Source organism: Marinobacter sp. es.042, from assembly GCF_900188315.1.
In the GTDB taxonomy this organism is placed as follows: Bacteria; Pseudomonadota; Gammaproteobacteria; order Pseudomonadales; family Oleiphilaceae; genus Marinobacter.
The window spans coordinates 1,995,389-2,010,779 of the sequence record NZ_LT897781.1 but is presented as its reverse complement, the minus strand read 5'-3'; the positions used below and the strand labels follow the sequence as shown (position 1 = coordinate 2,010,779).

The 15,391-nt window shown below is 49.1% G+C and carries 24 protein-coding genes; all 24 read left to right on the top strand.

Going from position 1 to position 15,391, the window contains the following annotated elements:
* Window positions 1-77 precede the first annotated feature (77 nt).
* The 24 genes from CFB02_RS09405 (at window position 78) to CFB02_RS09285 (ending at window position 15,352) form a co-directional block, all read left to right on the top strand.
* A complete protein-coding gene (locus CFB02_RS09405) occupies window positions 78-491 on the top strand; it encodes a hypothetical protein (RefSeq protein WP_088557801.1) in 414 nt (137 codons plus the stop codon).
* 102 nt (window positions 492-593) lie between these two features.
* Window positions 594-986 (top strand): hypothetical protein, encoded by a 393-nt coding sequence (locus CFB02_RS09400; protein ID WP_157677807.1) that lies wholly within the window; start codon window positions 594-596, stop codon window positions 984-986.
* Window positions 987-1,109: 123 nt separating this feature from the next.
* Window positions 1,110-1,517 carry a hypothetical protein gene (locus tag CFB02_RS09395; protein WP_088557799.1) on the top strand — a complete coding sequence of 136 codons (408 nt, stop codon included), beginning with the start codon at window positions 1,110-1,112 and terminating at the stop codon, window positions 1,515-1,517.
* A 451-nt stretch (window positions 1,518-1,968) separates the two neighbouring features.
* Window positions 1,969-3,144, top strand: a complete 1,176-nt coding sequence (locus CFB02_RS18095; RefSeq protein WP_157677806.1) for a hypothetical protein — start codon at window positions 1,969-1,971, stop codon at window positions 3,142-3,144.
* Between the two features lie 74 nt (window positions 3,145-3,218).
* Window positions 3,219-3,641 (top strand): hypothetical protein, encoded by a 423-nt coding sequence (locus CFB02_RS09385; RefSeq protein WP_088557797.1) that lies wholly within the window; start codon window positions 3,219-3,221, stop codon window positions 3,639-3,641.
* A gap of 177 nt (window positions 3,642-3,818) precedes the next feature.
* Window positions 3,819-4,301, top strand: a complete 483-nt coding sequence (locus tag CFB02_RS09380; protein WP_172835818.1) for a hypothetical protein — start codon at window positions 3,819-3,821, stop codon at window positions 4,299-4,301.
* A gap of 94 nt (window positions 4,302-4,395) precedes the next feature.
* Window positions 4,396-4,767, top strand: a complete 372-nt coding sequence (locus tag CFB02_RS09375; protein ID WP_088557795.1) for a hypothetical protein — start codon at window positions 4,396-4,398, stop codon at window positions 4,765-4,767.
* A 472-nt stretch (window positions 4,768-5,239) separates the two neighbouring features.
* Window positions 5,240-5,746 carry a GNAT family N-acetyltransferase gene (locus tag CFB02_RS09365; RefSeq protein ID WP_088557793.1) on the top strand — a complete coding sequence of 169 codons (507 nt, stop codon included), beginning with the start codon at window positions 5,240-5,242 and terminating at the stop codon, window positions 5,744-5,746.
* An 87-nt stretch (window positions 5,747-5,833) separates the two neighbouring features.
* Entirely contained in the window at window positions 5,834-6,184 is a 351-nt protein-coding gene (locus CFB02_RS09360; protein ID WP_088557792.1) for a hypothetical protein, read from the top strand.
* Between the two features lie 98 nt (window positions 6,185-6,282).
* On the top strand, window positions 6,283-6,681 hold the full coding sequence (locus CFB02_RS09355; protein WP_088557781.1) for a GFA family protein: 399 nt from the start codon (window positions 6,283-6,285) through the stop codon (window positions 6,679-6,681).
* A gap of 81 nt (window positions 6,682-6,762) precedes the next feature.
* Window positions 6,763-7,251 (top strand): hypothetical protein, encoded by a 489-nt coding sequence (locus tag CFB02_RS09350; RefSeq protein WP_088557791.1) that lies wholly within the window; start codon window positions 6,763-6,765, stop codon window positions 7,249-7,251.
* Window positions 7,252-7,357: 106 nt separating this feature from the next.
* Window positions 7,358-7,819, top strand: a complete 462-nt coding sequence (locus CFB02_RS09345) for a hypothetical protein (protein WP_088557790.1) — start codon at window positions 7,358-7,360, stop codon at window positions 7,817-7,819.
* 97 nt (window positions 7,820-7,916) lie between these two features.
* Window positions 7,917-8,324: a hypothetical protein gene (locus tag CFB02_RS09340; RefSeq protein WP_088557789.1), complete on the top strand. Its 408-nt coding sequence runs from the start codon at window positions 7,917-7,919 to the stop codon at window positions 8,322-8,324.
* A gap of 34 nt (window positions 8,325-8,358) precedes the next feature.
* A complete protein-coding gene (locus CFB02_RS09335; RefSeq protein ID WP_088557788.1) occupies window positions 8,359-8,685 on the top strand; it encodes a hypothetical protein in 327 nt (108 codons plus the stop codon).
* Window positions 8,686-8,784: 99 nt separating this feature from the next.
* Window positions 8,785-9,069 carry a hypothetical protein gene (locus tag CFB02_RS09330; RefSeq protein WP_157677804.1) on the top strand — a complete coding sequence of 95 codons (285 nt, stop codon included), beginning with the start codon at window positions 8,785-8,787 and terminating at the stop codon, window positions 9,067-9,069.
* A gap of 106 nt (window positions 9,070-9,175) precedes the next feature.
* Window positions 9,176-9,799, top strand: a complete 624-nt coding sequence (locus tag CFB02_RS09325; RefSeq protein WP_088557786.1) for a hypothetical protein — start codon at window positions 9,176-9,178, stop codon at window positions 9,797-9,799.
* Window positions 9,800-10,312: 513 nt separating this feature from the next.
* Window positions 10,313-10,951: a hypothetical protein gene (locus CFB02_RS09320; protein WP_088557785.1), complete on the top strand. Its 639-nt coding sequence runs from the start codon at window positions 10,313-10,315 to the stop codon at window positions 10,949-10,951.
* 76 nt (window positions 10,952-11,027) lie between these two features.
* Window positions 11,028-11,411 carry a hypothetical protein gene (locus CFB02_RS09315; protein WP_088557784.1) on the top strand — a complete coding sequence of 128 codons (384 nt, stop codon included), beginning with the start codon at window positions 11,028-11,030 and terminating at the stop codon, window positions 11,409-11,411.
* A 161-nt stretch (window positions 11,412-11,572) separates the two neighbouring features.
* Window positions 11,573-11,968 (top strand): hypothetical protein, encoded by a 396-nt coding sequence (locus CFB02_RS09310; protein WP_172835811.1) that lies wholly within the window; start codon window positions 11,573-11,575, stop codon window positions 11,966-11,968.
* Window positions 11,969-12,088: 120 nt separating this feature from the next.
* Window positions 12,089-12,562: a hypothetical protein gene (locus CFB02_RS09305; protein WP_088557783.1), complete on the top strand. Its 474-nt coding sequence runs from the start codon at window positions 12,089-12,091 to the stop codon at window positions 12,560-12,562.
* A gap of 174 nt (window positions 12,563-12,736) precedes the next feature.
* Window positions 12,737-13,063, top strand: a complete 327-nt coding sequence (locus tag CFB02_RS09300; RefSeq protein WP_088557782.1) for a DUF2834 domain-containing protein — start codon at window positions 12,737-12,739, stop codon at window positions 13,061-13,063.
* Window positions 13,064-13,948: 885 nt separating this feature from the next.
* Window positions 13,949-14,347 (top strand): GFA family protein, encoded by a 399-nt coding sequence (locus tag CFB02_RS09295; RefSeq protein ID WP_088557781.1) that lies wholly within the window; start codon window positions 13,949-13,951, stop codon window positions 14,345-14,347.
* A gap of 69 nt (window positions 14,348-14,416) precedes the next feature.
* On the top strand, window positions 14,417-14,758 hold the full coding sequence (locus CFB02_RS09290) for a hypothetical protein (RefSeq protein WP_088557780.1): 342 nt from the start codon (window positions 14,417-14,419) through the stop codon (window positions 14,756-14,758).
* 120 nt (window positions 14,759-14,878) lie between these two features.
* Window positions 14,879-15,352 carry a hypothetical protein gene (locus CFB02_RS09285; protein WP_088557779.1) on the top strand — a complete coding sequence of 158 codons (474 nt, stop codon included), beginning with the start codon at window positions 14,879-14,881 and terminating at the stop codon, window positions 15,350-15,352.
* Window positions 15,353-15,391 lie beyond the last annotated feature (39 nt).

Below are 15,391 nucleotides of genomic sequence, written 5' to 3'. Positions count from 1 at the left end.
ACGGCGACGCCTTTTTCGTTGCGGCTGCGCCTCCACTACAAAGCCGCGCATGCTGGCGGCGTTATGTTTGAGAAATTATGCGGGCTCTGAGTGTTGATAAAATTTTTGAGAAAGGGATGCGAGACGAAGCCAGTCTCTCCGAGCACGAGTGGCCAGTCTTCGCAGTTGCTTACCTCGAGTCTGTAGCCGACATGCAAGGTTGGGATCACTTTTTCACATACAGTATGGAATGGTGCCCACTGGTAGTGAGGCTTCTGAAGCTTTCAGGTGACCTTCAATCGCTGAGAATCATCGAGGATTATCGAAAGCATTTCGAAAAACTGGGTATAGGTTTTGAAGCTAACGAAATAGATCAGTTTCTAGCCGGAGCTTCTGATAGGTATTTCGACGAATGTCCGGATTGGCGTGAAGAATTTACGCAAGTAGCGGATACGCGCTGGGAATTGATTGCTCAGCATTGTCGAAGCGTTGGCGTGAACCTACAAACATAACCAGGCGCGTAAGCCGGACGGCTTTCAGCCGCCGCTTCGCTCAGCGTTAAAGGTAGGTCAGTAGTCATGGCACGGAGGCAATTTCTGGATGGAGCGATAAAGGTGACTGATCTTTCGGAAGTTACTGCTCTGCGCATAACTCCAGTCACAGCGGGAACATCGGGCAGAGCTTTCAGAGTCATTGCGCTACCAGGGAAGGAAATTGTCTATTGGTCATTTTCCCGTGCTAAAGCAAACCGTTTCGCCACAAAGCAATCGGAAGAACTGCAAGTACCAGTTGATTTTGAGCCTAGCCTTTATGGGCAGTCACTGAAGTTTGGGTACAGTTACGAGCCTATCGAGTACGTGGCAGGCGGAGTAGGGTTAATAGGGATGGCTGCGTTTTTACAGCTAGGTATGGATGGGTCGAGTGCACTGGCCGCGTTTGTCGGGGGGCTTGGTCTATTCCAGTGGATACAAGCCTACAAGGCGAGAGCTGCGTTCAAAAACCTTTAACAAGTTATTCCAGTTCGTTACGGCCCTGACGGGCCTCCACCGGACGGCCTTTTCTCCGCGTCGCTACGCAAAGGCCGCCGCTGAATATTGGCGTTAATCATTGGAATAGCATCGGAGATAGTTTTGGGACAGGGAAAAGTCGAAACAGAAGCTGAACTTGACCAAAGGCGTCCTGGGGAAATCGCCTTTGGTGCGATTTGGCTGGCGTTTATTGCTGGCGACATTGCACTTACTACCATAACTGAAAGCTCACCTTCACCTTTGTATTGGACTCTGTTGGCCTACAGTGTTTGGGGCTTGTTTACTGTTTTTGGGGTCCTTCATCTTAAAGCCTGGGCTCACTGGTCATTCCTGATCATCGTAACGCTATATTTTTTCCACGGTCTATCAGAGGCCATTCTGTTCTTCATGGGAATGGTGCCCGATGGTTACTTTGATTATTTTCACTTCCTCCCGATTGTAATCTCTACCACTTGGATTTTGCTCTTCTGTCAAAAACCGGTTCGTTTGTTATTCGGGGTACGGTGGTAAATTGTGATTAACAAGGCGCATCAGTACGTGGCCTACGGCCACCGGACGGCTTTCAGCCGCCGCTGTGCTTGGCGTTAAAGGCCTTGCTCCGGTGTTCTTTGGTCTGGTGTCTGGCCGCAGCTTCGGGGGTTGCCGGTAAGCAGAAAACAGCCCTCAGTCTGGCAACGGTTCTGGCCGGTAATTTTGTGTTCAGGTCGCGGGGCAATCCGGCGCATTCGCTGGGGAAATCCTCTCATTCGGTGTTCTGGTTCCTGGCGCAATCCGTCAAGTTGTTACAAGGTATCGGGAGCAGGCATTCAGACTTGGGTGCCAATACAAAACAACGGGTAACCGGCCCTTAACCAGTCGGTCAACCGGACACCAAAAGCGTACCGCTTTTGGTTCCCTCCGCTGCGCTCCGGCGCCGGTTACCTCAGCGTTATGCATTATTATTTAGGTTTGACAGGACGATATGACTAGAGAGGACTTCACTGAAGTTGGGCACACCGGGGGAAAAGTCACTTTTACTATCATTTGTGACTCAGAGGGCCAGGTAAAGTACCAAATCGGCTACTCGCATTCGTCACCGCGCCCCGCAAGTCTTGTTGGCGTCTATGCCCATCCTGATGGTTTTGCATGTGGCAATATAGATATGGGAGGTATCGGTACTCCTTGGAATGCACCCCCATTCCCGAATTGTATTGCTGTGATGATGGCATCAGATTCGCAAGGTAGATTTGGTCATGAATGCCCACGCTGCAGCAAACATTTTCGCTCTGATAATATCCCTGCGAAATTTCTATTAACTTGTCCGTATTGCGGCGTTCGTGCAGAGTCGTATCATTTCCTTACACCTCCTCAAAAGGTATACATATCGCACTATGTCGAGTCATTGTATAAAGCCATATACGAAGCAGAAGTAGACACTACCAGGGAAGTAGTGATTGATATGGATGTCTTAGCAGACTCCGTAACGGGTGAACCAAGGCCCGATTTTTACTACACATCTACAGCCCAGCAAACAGAATTCAAATGCTCCGCTTGCCATAGTTATAACGATATTCGTGGGAAATACGGATACTGTTCTTCATGTGGGTGGAGAAATTCGGCTGAACAGCAACGTGTTGCGCTTGAACAAATCAGATCCAAATTAAAGAGTGGTGATATATCTGCTTCTGTCGCGGTTAAGCAGGCAGTTTCAGAATTTGATGCAGCAGCACGAGACTATGTAAATCAGCTAATTTCTCTCGTACCGATGAAAGAATCGAGAGTGAACCAATTAGAAAAACTTTTGTTTCACAATATTGATAATTTTGAAGAGTTACTGAACAAGTTTTTTGATATCAGTCTACTTAAAGGCATGGCAGCGGATCGCAGCTTCGTGAACAAGATGTTTTGCCGTCGTCACGTCTATGAACATGATGGGGGAGTTGCAACCACACGATACGTTGAAAAAAGCGGAGACAATGACATTGAGGAAGGTGATCTCATCCGCGAAACAGTGAACAACGCTCATAAACTTATAGGATGCCTCAATCGTATGATTGCAACTTTCGAAACCGACTTTCAGGAAATGTTTCCTCCTGAGGAATTCTGCATTGAAATTGAGAAAGAGCGTAGAGAGAGAATTGGAAAGAGAAACGCATAACAAGACGCTGTTGCCGGACAATTTTTTCACCGCTTCGCGGTTCCAAAATCGCCGCAAAGCTCTGCGTTACTTGTATGAACTATCGCTGCGATTCTGATTTTTCCAAGGACACAATTCTCGCGAGAGCTGCAAGTTTCGTCGATTATGAAACTTGGTACTCGCGACCTAAAGAAATTGATGGTCGCGTAGAGGGATCTCGAATCCAGTTGATTCGGAGGGCGGGTCCCTTCCATTTCCCTGGGAGAGGGCGATTCGATGGTTTTGTTCAGGAAATCGACGGTAAAGCCTGCATCGTTGGGAAATTCAGCGATCTAAGTTTGGCCACTGGCGTTGGAATAGCTTTTGGCGCTCTGGGCGTTGCAATAATGTTTGTTCAGGGCTTCTCGTTATTTGGCTTTGTTACCTGTGGCCTACTAACTTTTGGTGGTTACGCGCTCGTGAAAAGCGATCACTCCTGTATTAGAAGGGCTTTGGAGGAAATCGCTGGCAACAAGTAACAAGTCAATTAAGTTCGTTCCGGCCTGTGGCCTCCACCGGACGCCCTAGTCGGGCGCCGCTTATTTTCAGCGTTAGCGAGAAAAGTACATATGCGATTGCTATACATTTACCCCATCAGTTTTCTTCTTTTCGTTTTCCCTATAGCGCTCTTCGCGTCAGAGAGCTTGGACGAGCGTTTGTTCTCTGAACTGCAACTAATCAATCAGTCCATGAGCAAGATGGCTTCGGAAAACGAGGCATTTATCGAAGAGCTGGACAAGGAGCGTTGCTCTAAAGCAGCGTCGAAGGGGAAGGGGACATCCTGCGAGGAGAAATCATTGCGGCATTTGGCTGCTTTGGACGAGAGCAATCGAAAATCAGAAGTGTACGTGAAACAAATGGTTGAAGGGTGGGCCAAGGTCTACGGAATGTTGCGCGTGGCACACATGCAATGTGGCCTAAACAACATCAATTTTGAGGCGGTGCCGGCTTCTCTGAGAGCGCAATCCAGATTAGTCGAACTAGATCCGGACGACGTTCTTTTGGAGTACATTGAGGCATCTGAAGGCGCATTGAAAGGGGATCTTAATGAACTTGATTGTGATGCGATCAAGTCGTTTACTGCCACTGTTCAACAGATAGTTATCGCGGCACGTCGGGCACAGGAAAGAATTCGCTAACAAGTGCAGGCACGGCGACGCCCATTACATTGCGCCTTTGGCTCCATTTCATGGGCGCGCATGCTGCAAGCGTTATGTTTCACAGGGAGAGGCGATGTTTAAAACCATTATCCTTATTGGGTTTCTCTCATTCAGTGTCGCCGCCAACGTCCAGGCGGATGACAGTGCCCGGATTGATAGACTGGAAAAAGAAGTCCAAGAGCTAAAGCTCCGGTTATCGAAGCTGGAATCTTTACTTGGTGATTTGGGCCAAGGCCAGCAAGTCGTAACGAATGGAGAGGGATGGAAATCCATTGCAAACTGGAGAAAGCTCGTGACGGCAATGAACTACGATGATGTTGAAAGAGTTCTTGGCAAGCCCGAGCGAGTCGATGGCGGTAACCTGGCTTTTTGGTATTACCCAAATGGTGGAAAAGTTATCTTCATGCGTGGAAAAGTCGATTCATGGCGGGAACCACGACAATAACACATAACAATGCCATTAAGTCTGTTCCGGGCCGATGGCCCTCCACCGGACGCCCTTGTCAGGGCGCCTCTTATGGCTGGCGTTATACGGAATCATGAATATTCGACTTAGAAGTTTTGCGATGGCTTTCGGTTTAGCTCCGGTAGTAATCGTTCCGCAGCTTATAGTGATTGAGCTCTGCGAGCACTTTCAGGTCGTTTGGCCCATGTTCGTCCTGGGCCCTATGGCGGTTTTGGTTTTTGGTCTAGGTTGGGTGCACTACGTCACTGGCATGAAGTGCAAAGCATGTGATGGGCATTACGGGGTTTCTTTCAGCTTTATCAGAGTATTGTCGATCCCGGAAAGATGCATGAAGTGCGGTACGCCTGCCGACACCGCATAACAATGCACTGTTGCCGGACAATTTTTCCACCGCTTCGCGGTTCCAAAATTGCCGCAAAGTTTCAGCGTTAACCCATCAAAGAGGTCGAGATTGGATATTCAAATCAGCAACGAAAGCACTGATGACGCAGTGCTAATACATGAAGTTACTGCGAAGGCATTCTTAAATGCTCCCCATGCAGATCACACAGAGCAATTCATTGTTGCCGCTCTACGCCGTCATGGGGCATTAACGATCTCTCAGATTGCAAAAGTAGGCGGAGAGATTATTGGTCATGTTGCAATTTCGCCCGTCACTTTATCAAACGGTGCAACCGGTTGGTTTGGGCTTGGGCCAATATCCGTTCTTCCCGAGTATCAGAGGCGCGGTGTTGGCTCTAAACTAATGAAAAGCTCTCTAGCCGCTCTGGAGGCAATGGGTGCTTCTGGCTGTGTATTGCTTGGTGACCCTGACTATTATGGGCGTTTCGGATTCAAAGCTGTAGATGGTTTGGTTTATCCCGGAGTGCCTGCTGAGTATTTTCAGGCGCTTTCGTTTTCCGGCGAGTTCCCACAAGGGGAAGTTTCTTACCACGAGGCATTTTCTGCCCAGGGTTAACAAGGCCAAGCACAGCGACAGCTTTTTCGTTGCGGCTTCGCCTCCACTGCAAAGCTGCGCGTGTTGGCGGCGTTATGGGGCTCTCGCATGAGAGATGACACTCCGAAAACTTACACTGAAGTACTCGACGCACTTAGTGGTCGCGGAAGGTTGTCATTCGATATCCCCGCTGCACGGAAAAAGCAATTTGCCCTAAACATTAATCGGCAGAAAAAGTCTCTGATCATGGTCAGGCAAAATACCAGTTGGCTTGGTAAAAAATGGGCGCTGATTTACAGCTTCTACGCAGAAATTTCCCTAATGTGGGCCTCCCGAGGGGTCCCCAGTATGGGACATGCCTTTTTGGTTTATCAGACAGCGCACCGTGCAATAGAGACCATTGAAGGTGAAGACATCGAGGATGGAATTGTCAGGGTTACTTTTAATGGCCGCCCATAACAAGGCAATTAAATTTGTTCCGGCCCGCAGGGCCTCCACCGGACGCCCCTTTCGGGCCGCCGTTTATTGCTGGCGTTATCACACAAGGAGGTGCATGAATGAAGCAAACAGGTAGTTGTCTCTGCGGGGGTATTCAATACGAAATCAACGGTCCGCTGACCGATGTTCTGAACTGTCACTGTTCAATGTGCCGGAAGCTTCATGCCTCGGCTTTCAGAACCCGCGCTAAGGTGCAATCCTCGGATTGGCAAACCGTCAAAGGTCAGGAGCTGCTGAAGTTTTACGAATCTTCTCCGGGTGAGCACAAAGGCTTCTGCTCAAACTGTGGCTCCAGCCTCTATACCAAGTTTGATGCAGCCCCCGAGATCTATGGTTTCCCACTCGGAACACTTGATACCGACCCAGAGGTAAAAGCAGGGCGCCATGTATTCGTGGGGAGTAAGGCTCCTTGGTTCGAGATTACAGATGATCTGCCTCAGCATGCAGAGTACGACTGAGGCAGTGATAACAAGCCGCGTAAGGCGGACGTCCCTGACGGGCCGCCGCTTCGCTCCGCGTTATATTTTTAAAAGGTACCCATGAAGCTTCTCTCAGCCATCGATATCTTATCGCCTTTCATGGCATTGGCTGTCTTAATCGGCATGGTTCTGTGTGTGGTGTCGCTTGTGAGGGCCATGGGCGGAAGGCGGAAAATTCCCTACATCTCAGTTTCTTTTTTAGTGGTCCCGCTCACCTTCTTTTTTCTGTCTCGAATAGCCATAGTCAAAGTGTTGGATGATGAGCTTGGCAAAACAGAAACTGGTGTGACCGTATCGCCGCCAATTACCGCTGATCCGAAGCCTGTTCTACAGGAGGCCATATCGAACCTTTATCAATGGAAAGGTCCTTCGGGTACAAACCCAAGTGGCCAGCCATATGCTTTTGAGGTTTGCTCAAAAGGAGATTGCTTCGCCATAAATATTGAGCAGGACTCTGGCGACGCTAGCATGTACTGGGTAAGTTACGAGTCTTTCGTAGGGGGCAGTATTCCACTGGGCTACACGCGGTTGGTCGATGACAAAATATAACCAGTCATTCCAGTTCGTTGCGGCCCTTAAGGGCCTCCACCGGACGGCCTTTTCTCCGCTTCGCTGCGTAAAGGCCGCCGCTGAATATTGGCGTTATGAGTAGCGTATGAAGTTCAATGTTTCAGAAAAGTATTTGCGAAAACGGCGACGAGGCCCTTTCGTTAGTGCTGCATTAATTGCTCTGATCGGCGGTCTTTTATGTTTCGCAAGCGGGGCATCACTAGTTGCGGGAGTATCAATAGTAGCCCTATTAGTAGTTTTCTGTTCAGGTCTTAACTGGCTTGGAGCGAGGCGATTTCTCAATAATGCTAAAGATCACCATCTTGAGATCATTGGCGAAAATCTCGTAAGCCGAGGCAGTGCTTACAAGACGGAGATCGACCTCCGTAAAGTTGATAAGCTCGTGCTGAACAAGAGGCGGTCCCGAGTCGACTCCATTATCTTGAAAGGTTCGGAGCTTCAGGGCACAAGGCTCGAGCATTACGAGAACATGGATTTTTTGGCGGAATTAATCGAGCGGGTCGTTGGTCAGGATAAAGTGAGGGTGCAACGTTGGCTGCACTCATAACAAGGCAATTAAATTCGTTACGGCCTTCGGCCTCCACCGGACGCCCTTGTCAGGGCGCCGTTTATTGCTGGCGTTAAATTTTTTGGAGTAGTTGTTAATGGGTGAAGAGATTATTTCATCTCAGGAGCGGAACGGACTCTTGTTGATCATTGTAAAAGTAGTTGCGGCTTATTGGCTGTTTAATGGTATGCAAGATCTATGGTGGTTGATCAGTAAGAATTATCAAGTGGCTGCTATTGTTGATTTTGAAGTGCCTATCAGTAGTACTTGGTCCAAGTTTGACGCCTATGTGCTGCTGGGGGGGATGATTTATACGGTTGGCGGAATTGGGCTCCTTACAAAGCAGCGATGGGGTAAGATCGCTGGCATTTTAGCCGCTTTAGTTTCATTGAAAGCCTTTCCAATCGGAATGGCATTGGGGTTATTGGTAATGCTCGGATTGAGGAAAAACCAAGCGGCGTACGCTAGTCCGGAATTTAACAAGACACGGAAGGCGGACGCGTGAGACGCGCCGCTTCGTTTTTGCGTTAGGTCATAGTATGAAGAAGCTGTTTTTTTGGTCGTTCATTCTGTTCTTCGTGTTTGCGCAGTCCTACTTTATCTATGCGCTAAACCAACCAGAGGCCGCCAAGTCATTTACGCAACTCTGGTATAGCTTTGGTGTAGAGCAGACTGCTTACTCGGAGTTTGTTTTCCGGACGATTCAGTGGTGGGTGGTATTGCCTATTCTGTGTCTCGGTTTGGCCTTTTCAGCACTGTTTCGCGCATCCAAATGGTTGCCATTCGCCGCAATTTCCATGAGCTTTGCGGGTACAGTCGCTCTTTACTGGTCTGCGTATGCGCCAGCATTGCTTGTTTACGTTTAAGGCCTAACAAGGCCATGAAGGTTGTTCCGGGCCGATGGCCCTCCACCGGACGCCCTAGTCGGGCGCCGCTTATGGCTAGCGTTAAATTTGAGGGAGCCTGTGCAAGACAATAGTTCGGGATTCGTCAGCACGCTGGAGTCACTTGCCCAAGCTTTTGTTGTTGCTTCGGTGCTGTGGATACTCTTTCTGGTCGTGGCTTGGCCCTTCATTCAAGTGTCGAGACTTGTTTTTTACGTAGTTTCCCTTGGAGCTATCAAACCGACGTATCGACAATCTCTGGAGCATCAGGGGATCGTGGGTTTGGCGATTCTGATTTTTGTGCCGCTTCTTTTCTATGTGCACATCGTTTACGGGGCAAGGCTCTATGGCAATCAGTCAGGCTGAATTTAACCAGTCAATTAAGTACGTTCCGGCCTGCGGCCTCCACCGGACGCCCCTGTCGGGCCGCCGCTTATTTCAGCGTTAAGCACTAATAGAGCAGTAATGTGTGATGGAATCAAAGGAAGAAAGACGGCATTTAAATAGCGTTATTCGCAAGATTTACGAGGGGTTGCTTGCGTCTGGAAAGCTGACCGCCGAGGACTTGAAGGATGGAGAGGCACTACGCTCAAAAGTTGTGTCGCTTCTAGAAGGTCTTCCGGAAATTAAAATCTCGATTGATCATCGGGATAAACTGCTTCCAAACGCAGAGAATTTCACTAATGAAGGAAGCTTCGAGCTAGCGCTGATGTTCTACGCGACGTATTACGAGCACACAATTAACCGGATTATCGGTACCACACTCCATAGGTCAGATCTCAGTGCTAATGTTACCAAAGGCATACTGCGTACCGTAAACCTTGAAGGAAAGTTAACATGGGTGCTTGAGGTTTTAGGACTGCCAACATTTAACGCTAATTATTTAAAAACGATCAAGAAGGTTTCTGAAGCTCGTAATGCCTTTATTCACTACAAATGGCAGCCTACACATAGTGATATTAAAAACTCGTCCGGGCATAAGTTGGGAGAGTTAACAGTGGAAGCGTCGAAAGCGGCCAAGTATTTCAAAAAGTTCGAGGCACGCTGCCTTTTCAAAGGAAACAAAGGTAGATTGCACAAAGCTATTAAATCATAAAATGCTTAACAAATTGCTGTTGGCGGACGTTCCTACGCTGGCGCTCCGTCACGCCGCAAAGCCAAGGCGTTAATGGCAAAGGCTTCGGTCCTTTTGGGTGGCTGTGTGCCAGTGGCCTTGGTGCCGGGCTTGGCAACCAGACCCGTTTCATCTGGTGAGCACCAAGGCCGTCGAATCCGCGTCCGATTTGGTTGCTGCAATCGTCAACGGTGTTGGCATTAAGTCAGGTGTTCGCCGCTCCGGGCTGTCCGCCGAAAATTCAGTCAGGATCTGGTACCTTTGGTGTCAGGTTCATCCACCGCAACATTGGCGGTGGTTTCAAACAAACGGTATCGGCGCTAGCCGGTGCAAGGTAACGGAGTAGGCCGTCATGGTCAGTGCCAGGGATCAGGCAGCGACAGTACCTGCCTTTAACCAGTCAATTAAGTTCGTTCCCGGCCTGACGGCCGTCCACCGGACGCCCCTGTCGGGCCGCCGCTTATTTCCGCGTTAAATTCTTGATCGGAGTTGAGAGTGAATCGATATACACGGACGTTTTCCTCAGTTTTCTTGGCATTAGTACTCACCGCCTGTTCATCTTCAGATAGCGAAGAAAATGGGGGTGAATATATTCAGAACTACATCGACGCCCAGCTTGGTTTTGATTACGCCGCCTTGATGGAAACAATCGAAAGCCAACGGCAAGAACTTGTTCGTCAAGCGGCGATCGCCTCACGAGTAAATCGTGAAATGGATATGCTCTTAAGCGATCCCGCCGGTCACTCCAAACTGAAAGAGTACGTTGATGGCCTCTCGAAAGAGGAGAAGTCTGCTCCCACAGAAATGGCGAGAATCGCAAGCCAAATGAAAGGTCCGATGGCCAAAGCGTTCGAAGCTTTTTCTGCGCAAATGGCGGTTATGACGGTGACTGAAGAAATTTGTGGGAAGCCGAGAGCTGCGGAGAAGTGGCAAGATCTTTTCATTCGTGTGACCTCAGAACTAGATGAAAAGTTATCTGAAGCATCACTGGAAAAGGCTGAGAGAAAATATCTTCGGCACCTGGACTCCACAGCGAAGGCTTACGAAAGTGGGACTTATAAACCATCATGTTCTGCACAGTTGGAGAACACGGGGTTTCTGTATTTCTCAGAGCTGGTCCTCAACGAAATTTAACCAAGTGGTCAACGGGACGCCTACTGCGCTGCGCTCCGTAGCCGCCCATTACCACAGGCGTTATGAGTGATTTTCTATGAATGTGACAAGGAAGCCTGTTCATATATTTTTCATTGAGCACTTGCTGTATTCGGTTTATCTGTTCATTTGGCTGGTGTTGGCGGCTTTTGTCATACCAAAATTGTTGGTCCGTTACGCTAGTGTCGTATCGCCAGAGGTCGCAATTTGGGTTTTACCAGCGTTCACGATGATCCCAATAGTTGCAGTTCTATATTTTTGGTTTCCTTATAGTGCGGTTCGGCTTTGGATTGCTGCTGGTAACCACAATGACGGTATCGGGCAGTATGCATGGCGTGTGTATGCTGGTGGTATCTTCTTAGTTTTTGGTTCTCTTGGGGTGATGACGCTGTTTTCTGCCGGCGATTTTTTTGAACTCTTTCAGACACCCCACAAGAGCTAGGTGGTGGGTCACCCCATCATAACAAGGCGCAGCAGTTCGCGGCCGATGGCCGCCGGACGCCCTTTCCGTGGCTCCTTCGTCGCCACTCCAAGGTCGCCGCTGTGCTTCGGCGTTAAAGGTAGACAGGAACTATGGCACGGAAGCAATTCTTGGACGGAACAATGAGAATTGGCGATCTCTCGGAGGTCACTGGCCTGCGTATAGATCAAGTCACAGCAGGAACAGGCAGGGCTTTTCGAGTTATTGCATTACCGGGTGAGGAAATCGTCTATTGGTCATTTTTGCGTGCCAAAGTAAACCGGTTCGCTATCAACCAAGCCGAAGAGTGGAAGATTCCCGTCGATTTTGGCTCAAAGCTTTTTGGAAAGTCATTGAGGTTCAACTACAGCTATGGGCCTCACGAGTACATTCTAGGCGCAGCATTTTGCATGGCGGTTGCCAGCTTTTTACACACAGATATGGACAGCTCGAACTTGCCGGTCGCTTTATTGGTTGGGTTCGGTGTATTTCAATTTTTACAGGCTCATAGGTCGAGAGCTGTCCTCAATAACCTTTAACAAGGCGCAGCAGTTCGCGGCCTGTGGCCGCCGGACGCCCTTTACGTGGCTCCTTCGTCGCCACTCCAAGGTCGCCGCTGTGCTTCGGCGTTAGTGATCGGGGTTTTAAAGGAGCTCTGGATGAGCCGCTATGCTCTTTATAAAAAGGCAAACCAAAAGACTTCGAACTCACTGAAGCCTCTTTTTTCATTTATTTTTATAGGGTTGATACTGCTTCTAATGTTTATCAGGTCTGGCTCAGAAGATTTGGGTGAATATTCAAACTGGCAGACAATGGTTGTAGATGGAAAAAGAAGGACGCCGCAAGGTTCTTTCTACATTGATAGTAATGGCACTGAGTACCCTATCGCTCTTCAGAATTCAAATGCGAGAGGCTTTTGGTACCAGGTGGATTATTTTGATGAAGTTCAGGTACGTTTAACAGAGGGCAGAAGAATAGCCGCGCTCAGGTTCAGGGAAGAAAAAATATATGGTATCGATGAGTTCGAGGAAGCCGCGGAGCGGACGTATTCAACTTTGACCGACAAGATGATTCAGGTCTCGGTTATTTACTCAATAATAATGATTTTTTTGTTAGTTAAAGAGCGCAGGTAGATGTTTATGTAGTTTAAGCTGCCGGAATAATCGGTGCCATGGGTAAAACCTACTTACAGCCTACCACTAACCAGTGCAGGCACGGCGACGCCCACTACATTGCGCCTTCGGTTCCGTTCCGTGGGCGCGCATGCTGCAAACGTTATATTTCTTAAACCTCAACCAAGGAAGAGCATGAGAGTATCTACGTTACCCCTAGTCGTTCTTTGCTTGTTCATGGGTTTCACGTTTTGGGTTATGGCAGGCGCCGAGCAGTCGCTTTTGGCTTTTGGTGCACAACTCATGTCGAGCCCAGACACCGCCCAGGTCGTCATCGATCTCTATATTCTCGCCGCTCTGGCTTGCGTTTGGATGTACCAAGATGCGAAAAGCCGCGGCAAAGGATTGGGCTATCTTATCCCGTTTTTCGTTCTTACAGCGGTGTTTGTATCTGCGGGGCCGCTGCTATATTTGGTGCTGCGTGGTGGACGAGAGCCGGAAGCCGAAGCCAGCAAAATATAACAAGCCGCTTAAGGTTGTTCCCGGCCTGTCGGCCGTCCACCGGACGCCCTTGTCAGGGCGCCGCTTAGCTCAGCGTTATGTGTTGGATGAGAGTTGATGATTTGGCAGTACTTAATCCTCGCACCTTGGGCCTTATTACTGCCAATATGGTTTTTCCTCATATTGAGGCGAAGCTATCGTAAACAGAGTGGATTGTGCGTTACATGTGGGGCTCAGTTGGTGGAAAATTTACCTTGCCAGAATTGTGTGCCACCAAAGAGATCGGGTCTTCTCAAGTCGATGCTAACAGTAGGTTTCGGGATTTGGTTTTTTGCGAGTTTGATGGTTTTTAGGCACATGGCCCTATCATGAAGCAAACACATAACCAATGCGGTCAAGGGACGCTCCTGTCGCTGGCGTTAGAGGTAAATTCATTGGAGAACAGTCATGACTGGACCAAAGTACTTTTACCTGAACATTTACAAACATGCAGGCGGATACACAATAAGCCATTACCATGCTACTCGCGCAGAAGCAGATGTAGCCGCGAAGCAGAGAACCGATCGCATATCCTGCTTGCGTGTTGAATTTCGTGATGGCCAGCTTGATCCAGTTGAGAGCATTTTTGTTAATGTCCTTGAGTATGCGGATACCTATACGTTGAGCCAGGGGCTGCATCAAAGCCGCAAAGAGGCAGACGCCGCTCAGACTCGATCAAGCAAAAGAGTTGCCTGCGTTCGAGTACCACTGGTTAGCGGCCGATTCGATCCTTGACTGTACAAGTCTCTAACCAGTTGTTGCAGTTTGTTCCGGGCCTGAAGGCCCTCCACCGGACGCCCTTTTCTCCGCTTCGCTACAAAAAGGTCGCCGCTGAACAAAAGCGTTATCACACAAGGAGGTGCATGAATGAAGCAAACAGGTAGTTGTCTCTGCGGGGGTATTCAATACGAAATCAACGGTCCGCTGACCGATGTTCTGAACTGTCACTGTTCAATGTGCCGGAAGCTTCATGCCTCGGCTTTCAGAACCCGCGCTAAGGTGCAATCCTCGGATTGGCAAACCGTCAAAGGTCAGGAGCTGCTGAAGTTTTACGAATCTTCTCCGGGTGAGCACAAAGGCTTCTGCTCAAACTGTGGCTCCAGCCTCTATACCAAGTTTGATGCAGCCCCCGAGATCTATGGTTTCCCACTCGGAACACTTGATACCGACCCAGAGGTAAAAGCAGGGCGCCATGTATTCGTGGGGAGTAAGGCTCCTTGGTTCGAGATTACAGATGATCTGCCTCAGCATGCAGAGTACGACTGAGGCAGTGATAACAAGCCGCGTAAGGCGGACGTCCCTGACGGGCCGCCGCTTCGCTCCGCGTTATGCAGAATGATGAACTGGGCAATTGCTAAAAAATTATCAGGTGGGGTGCTGACACTAATTGGTTTGGCGGTGGTGGTAGATATCATGATCGCAGCCTTTGTCGGACATGGTGCAATGGCTGCTGGTTCGGCAGGTTGCTACCTTACCGATGCCATGGTGGTTGGCTTTAACTGCCAGGGGTTTTGGGCATCTGGCCTTGTGTCGGCGTGGCTCAATTTACCAACGTGGGCTATCTATGGGCTAGTTTTTGCCCCCTACAGTATCAAAGCGGCATTTCTGGCTATTTTGGTGTGGTTGCCAGTGCTAATTTTCGTCGTGGCATCCCGCAAGGTGGCTCAGCATGCATAACAAGGCGCAGCAGTTCGCGGCCGATGGCCGCCGGACGCCCTTTCCGTGGCTCCTTTGTCGCCACTCCAAGGTCGCCGCTGTGCTTCGGCGTTAGTGATCGAGGTTTTACAGGAGCTCGGGATGAGCCGCTATGTTCTGTCAAAAAAAGCAACCCAAAAGACTTCGAACTCACTGAAGCCTCTTTTTTCATTTCTTTTTATAGGGGCGATACTGCTTCTGATGTTTATCAGAGCTGGCTCAGAGGATTTTGGTGAATATTCCGACTGGCAGACGATTGTTGTAAACGGAAAGAGCAGGTCGCCACAAGGCTCTTTTAGCATCGAAACTGCCGGTACCGAGTACCCTATCGCTCTTCCCAATTCAAATGCGAGAACGTTTTGGTACCAGGTGGATTATTTCGATGAAGTTCAGGTACGTTTAACAGAGGGCAGAAGAATAGCCGCGCTCAGGTTCAGAGAAGAAGAAATATATGGTATCGATGAGTTTGAGGAAGCTGCGGAGCGGACGTATTCAACCTTGACCGACAAGATGATTCAGATCTCGGTTATTTACTCAATAATAATGATTTTTTTGATAATTAAAGAGCGCAGGTAGGTGTTTATAGCGTTAAAGCTGCCGGAACAATCGGTGCCA

What these genes read in the sequence shown, in the direction of transcription:
- CFB02_RS09405 (WP_088557801.1), top strand. Translation starts at nt 78, where the DNA reads ATGCGGGCTCTGAGTGTTGATAAAATTTTTGAGAAAGGGATGCGAGAC.
- CFB02_RS18095 (WP_157677806.1), top strand. Translation starts at nt 1,969, where the DNA reads ATGACTAGAGAGGACTTCACTGAAGTTGGGCACACCGGGGGAAAAGTC.
- CFB02_RS09385 (WP_088557797.1), top strand. Translation starts at nt 3,219, where the DNA reads ATGAACTATCGCTGCGATTCTGATTTTTCCAAGGACACAATTCTCGCG.
- CFB02_RS09375 (WP_088557795.1), top strand. Translation starts at nt 4,396, where the DNA reads ATGTTTAAAACCATTATCCTTATTGGGTTTCTCTCATTCAGTGTCGCC.
- CFB02_RS09360 (WP_088557792.1), top strand. Translation starts at nt 5,834, where the DNA reads ATGAGAGATGACACTCCGAAAACTTACACTGAAGTACTCGACGCACTT.
- CFB02_RS09355 (WP_088557781.1), top strand. Translation starts at nt 6,283, where the DNA reads ATGAAGCAAACAGGTAGTTGTCTCTGCGGGGGTATTCAATACGAAATC.
- CFB02_RS09350 (WP_088557791.1), top strand. Translation starts at nt 6,763, where the DNA reads ATGAAGCTTCTCTCAGCCATCGATATCTTATCGCCTTTCATGGCATTG.
- CFB02_RS09345 (WP_088557790.1), top strand. Translation starts at nt 7,358, where the DNA reads ATGAAGTTCAATGTTTCAGAAAAGTATTTGCGAAAACGGCGACGAGGC.
- CFB02_RS09340 (WP_088557789.1), top strand. Translation starts at nt 7,917, where the DNA reads ATGGGTGAAGAGATTATTTCATCTCAGGAGCGGAACGGACTCTTGTTG.
- CFB02_RS09335 (WP_088557788.1), top strand. Translation starts at nt 8,359, where the DNA reads ATGAAGAAGCTGTTTTTTTGGTCGTTCATTCTGTTCTTCGTGTTTGCG.
- CFB02_RS09325 (WP_088557786.1), top strand. Translation starts at nt 9,176, where the DNA reads ATGGAATCAAAGGAAGAAAGACGGCATTTAAATAGCGTTATTCGCAAG.
- CFB02_RS09315 (WP_088557784.1), top strand. Translation starts at nt 11,028, where the DNA reads ATGAATGTGACAAGGAAGCCTGTTCATATATTTTTCATTGAGCACTTG.
- CFB02_RS09310 (WP_172835811.1), top strand. Translation starts at nt 11,573, where the DNA reads ATGAGAATTGGCGATCTCTCGGAGGTCACTGGCCTGCGTATAGATCAA.
- CFB02_RS09305 (WP_088557783.1), top strand. Translation starts at nt 12,089, where the DNA reads ATGAGCCGCTATGCTCTTTATAAAAAGGCAAACCAAAAGACTTCGAAC.
- CFB02_RS09300 (WP_088557782.1), top strand. Translation starts at nt 12,737, where the DNA reads ATGAGAGTATCTACGTTACCCCTAGTCGTTCTTTGCTTGTTCATGGGT.
- CFB02_RS09295 (WP_088557781.1), top strand. Translation starts at nt 13,949, where the DNA reads ATGAAGCAAACAGGTAGTTGTCTCTGCGGGGGTATTCAATACGAAATC.
- CFB02_RS09290 (WP_088557780.1), top strand. Translation starts at nt 14,417, where the DNA reads ATGATGAACTGGGCAATTGCTAAAAAATTATCAGGTGGGGTGCTGACA.
- CFB02_RS09285 (WP_088557779.1), top strand. Translation starts at nt 14,879, where the DNA reads ATGAGCCGCTATGTTCTGTCAAAAAAAGCAACCCAAAAGACTTCGAAC.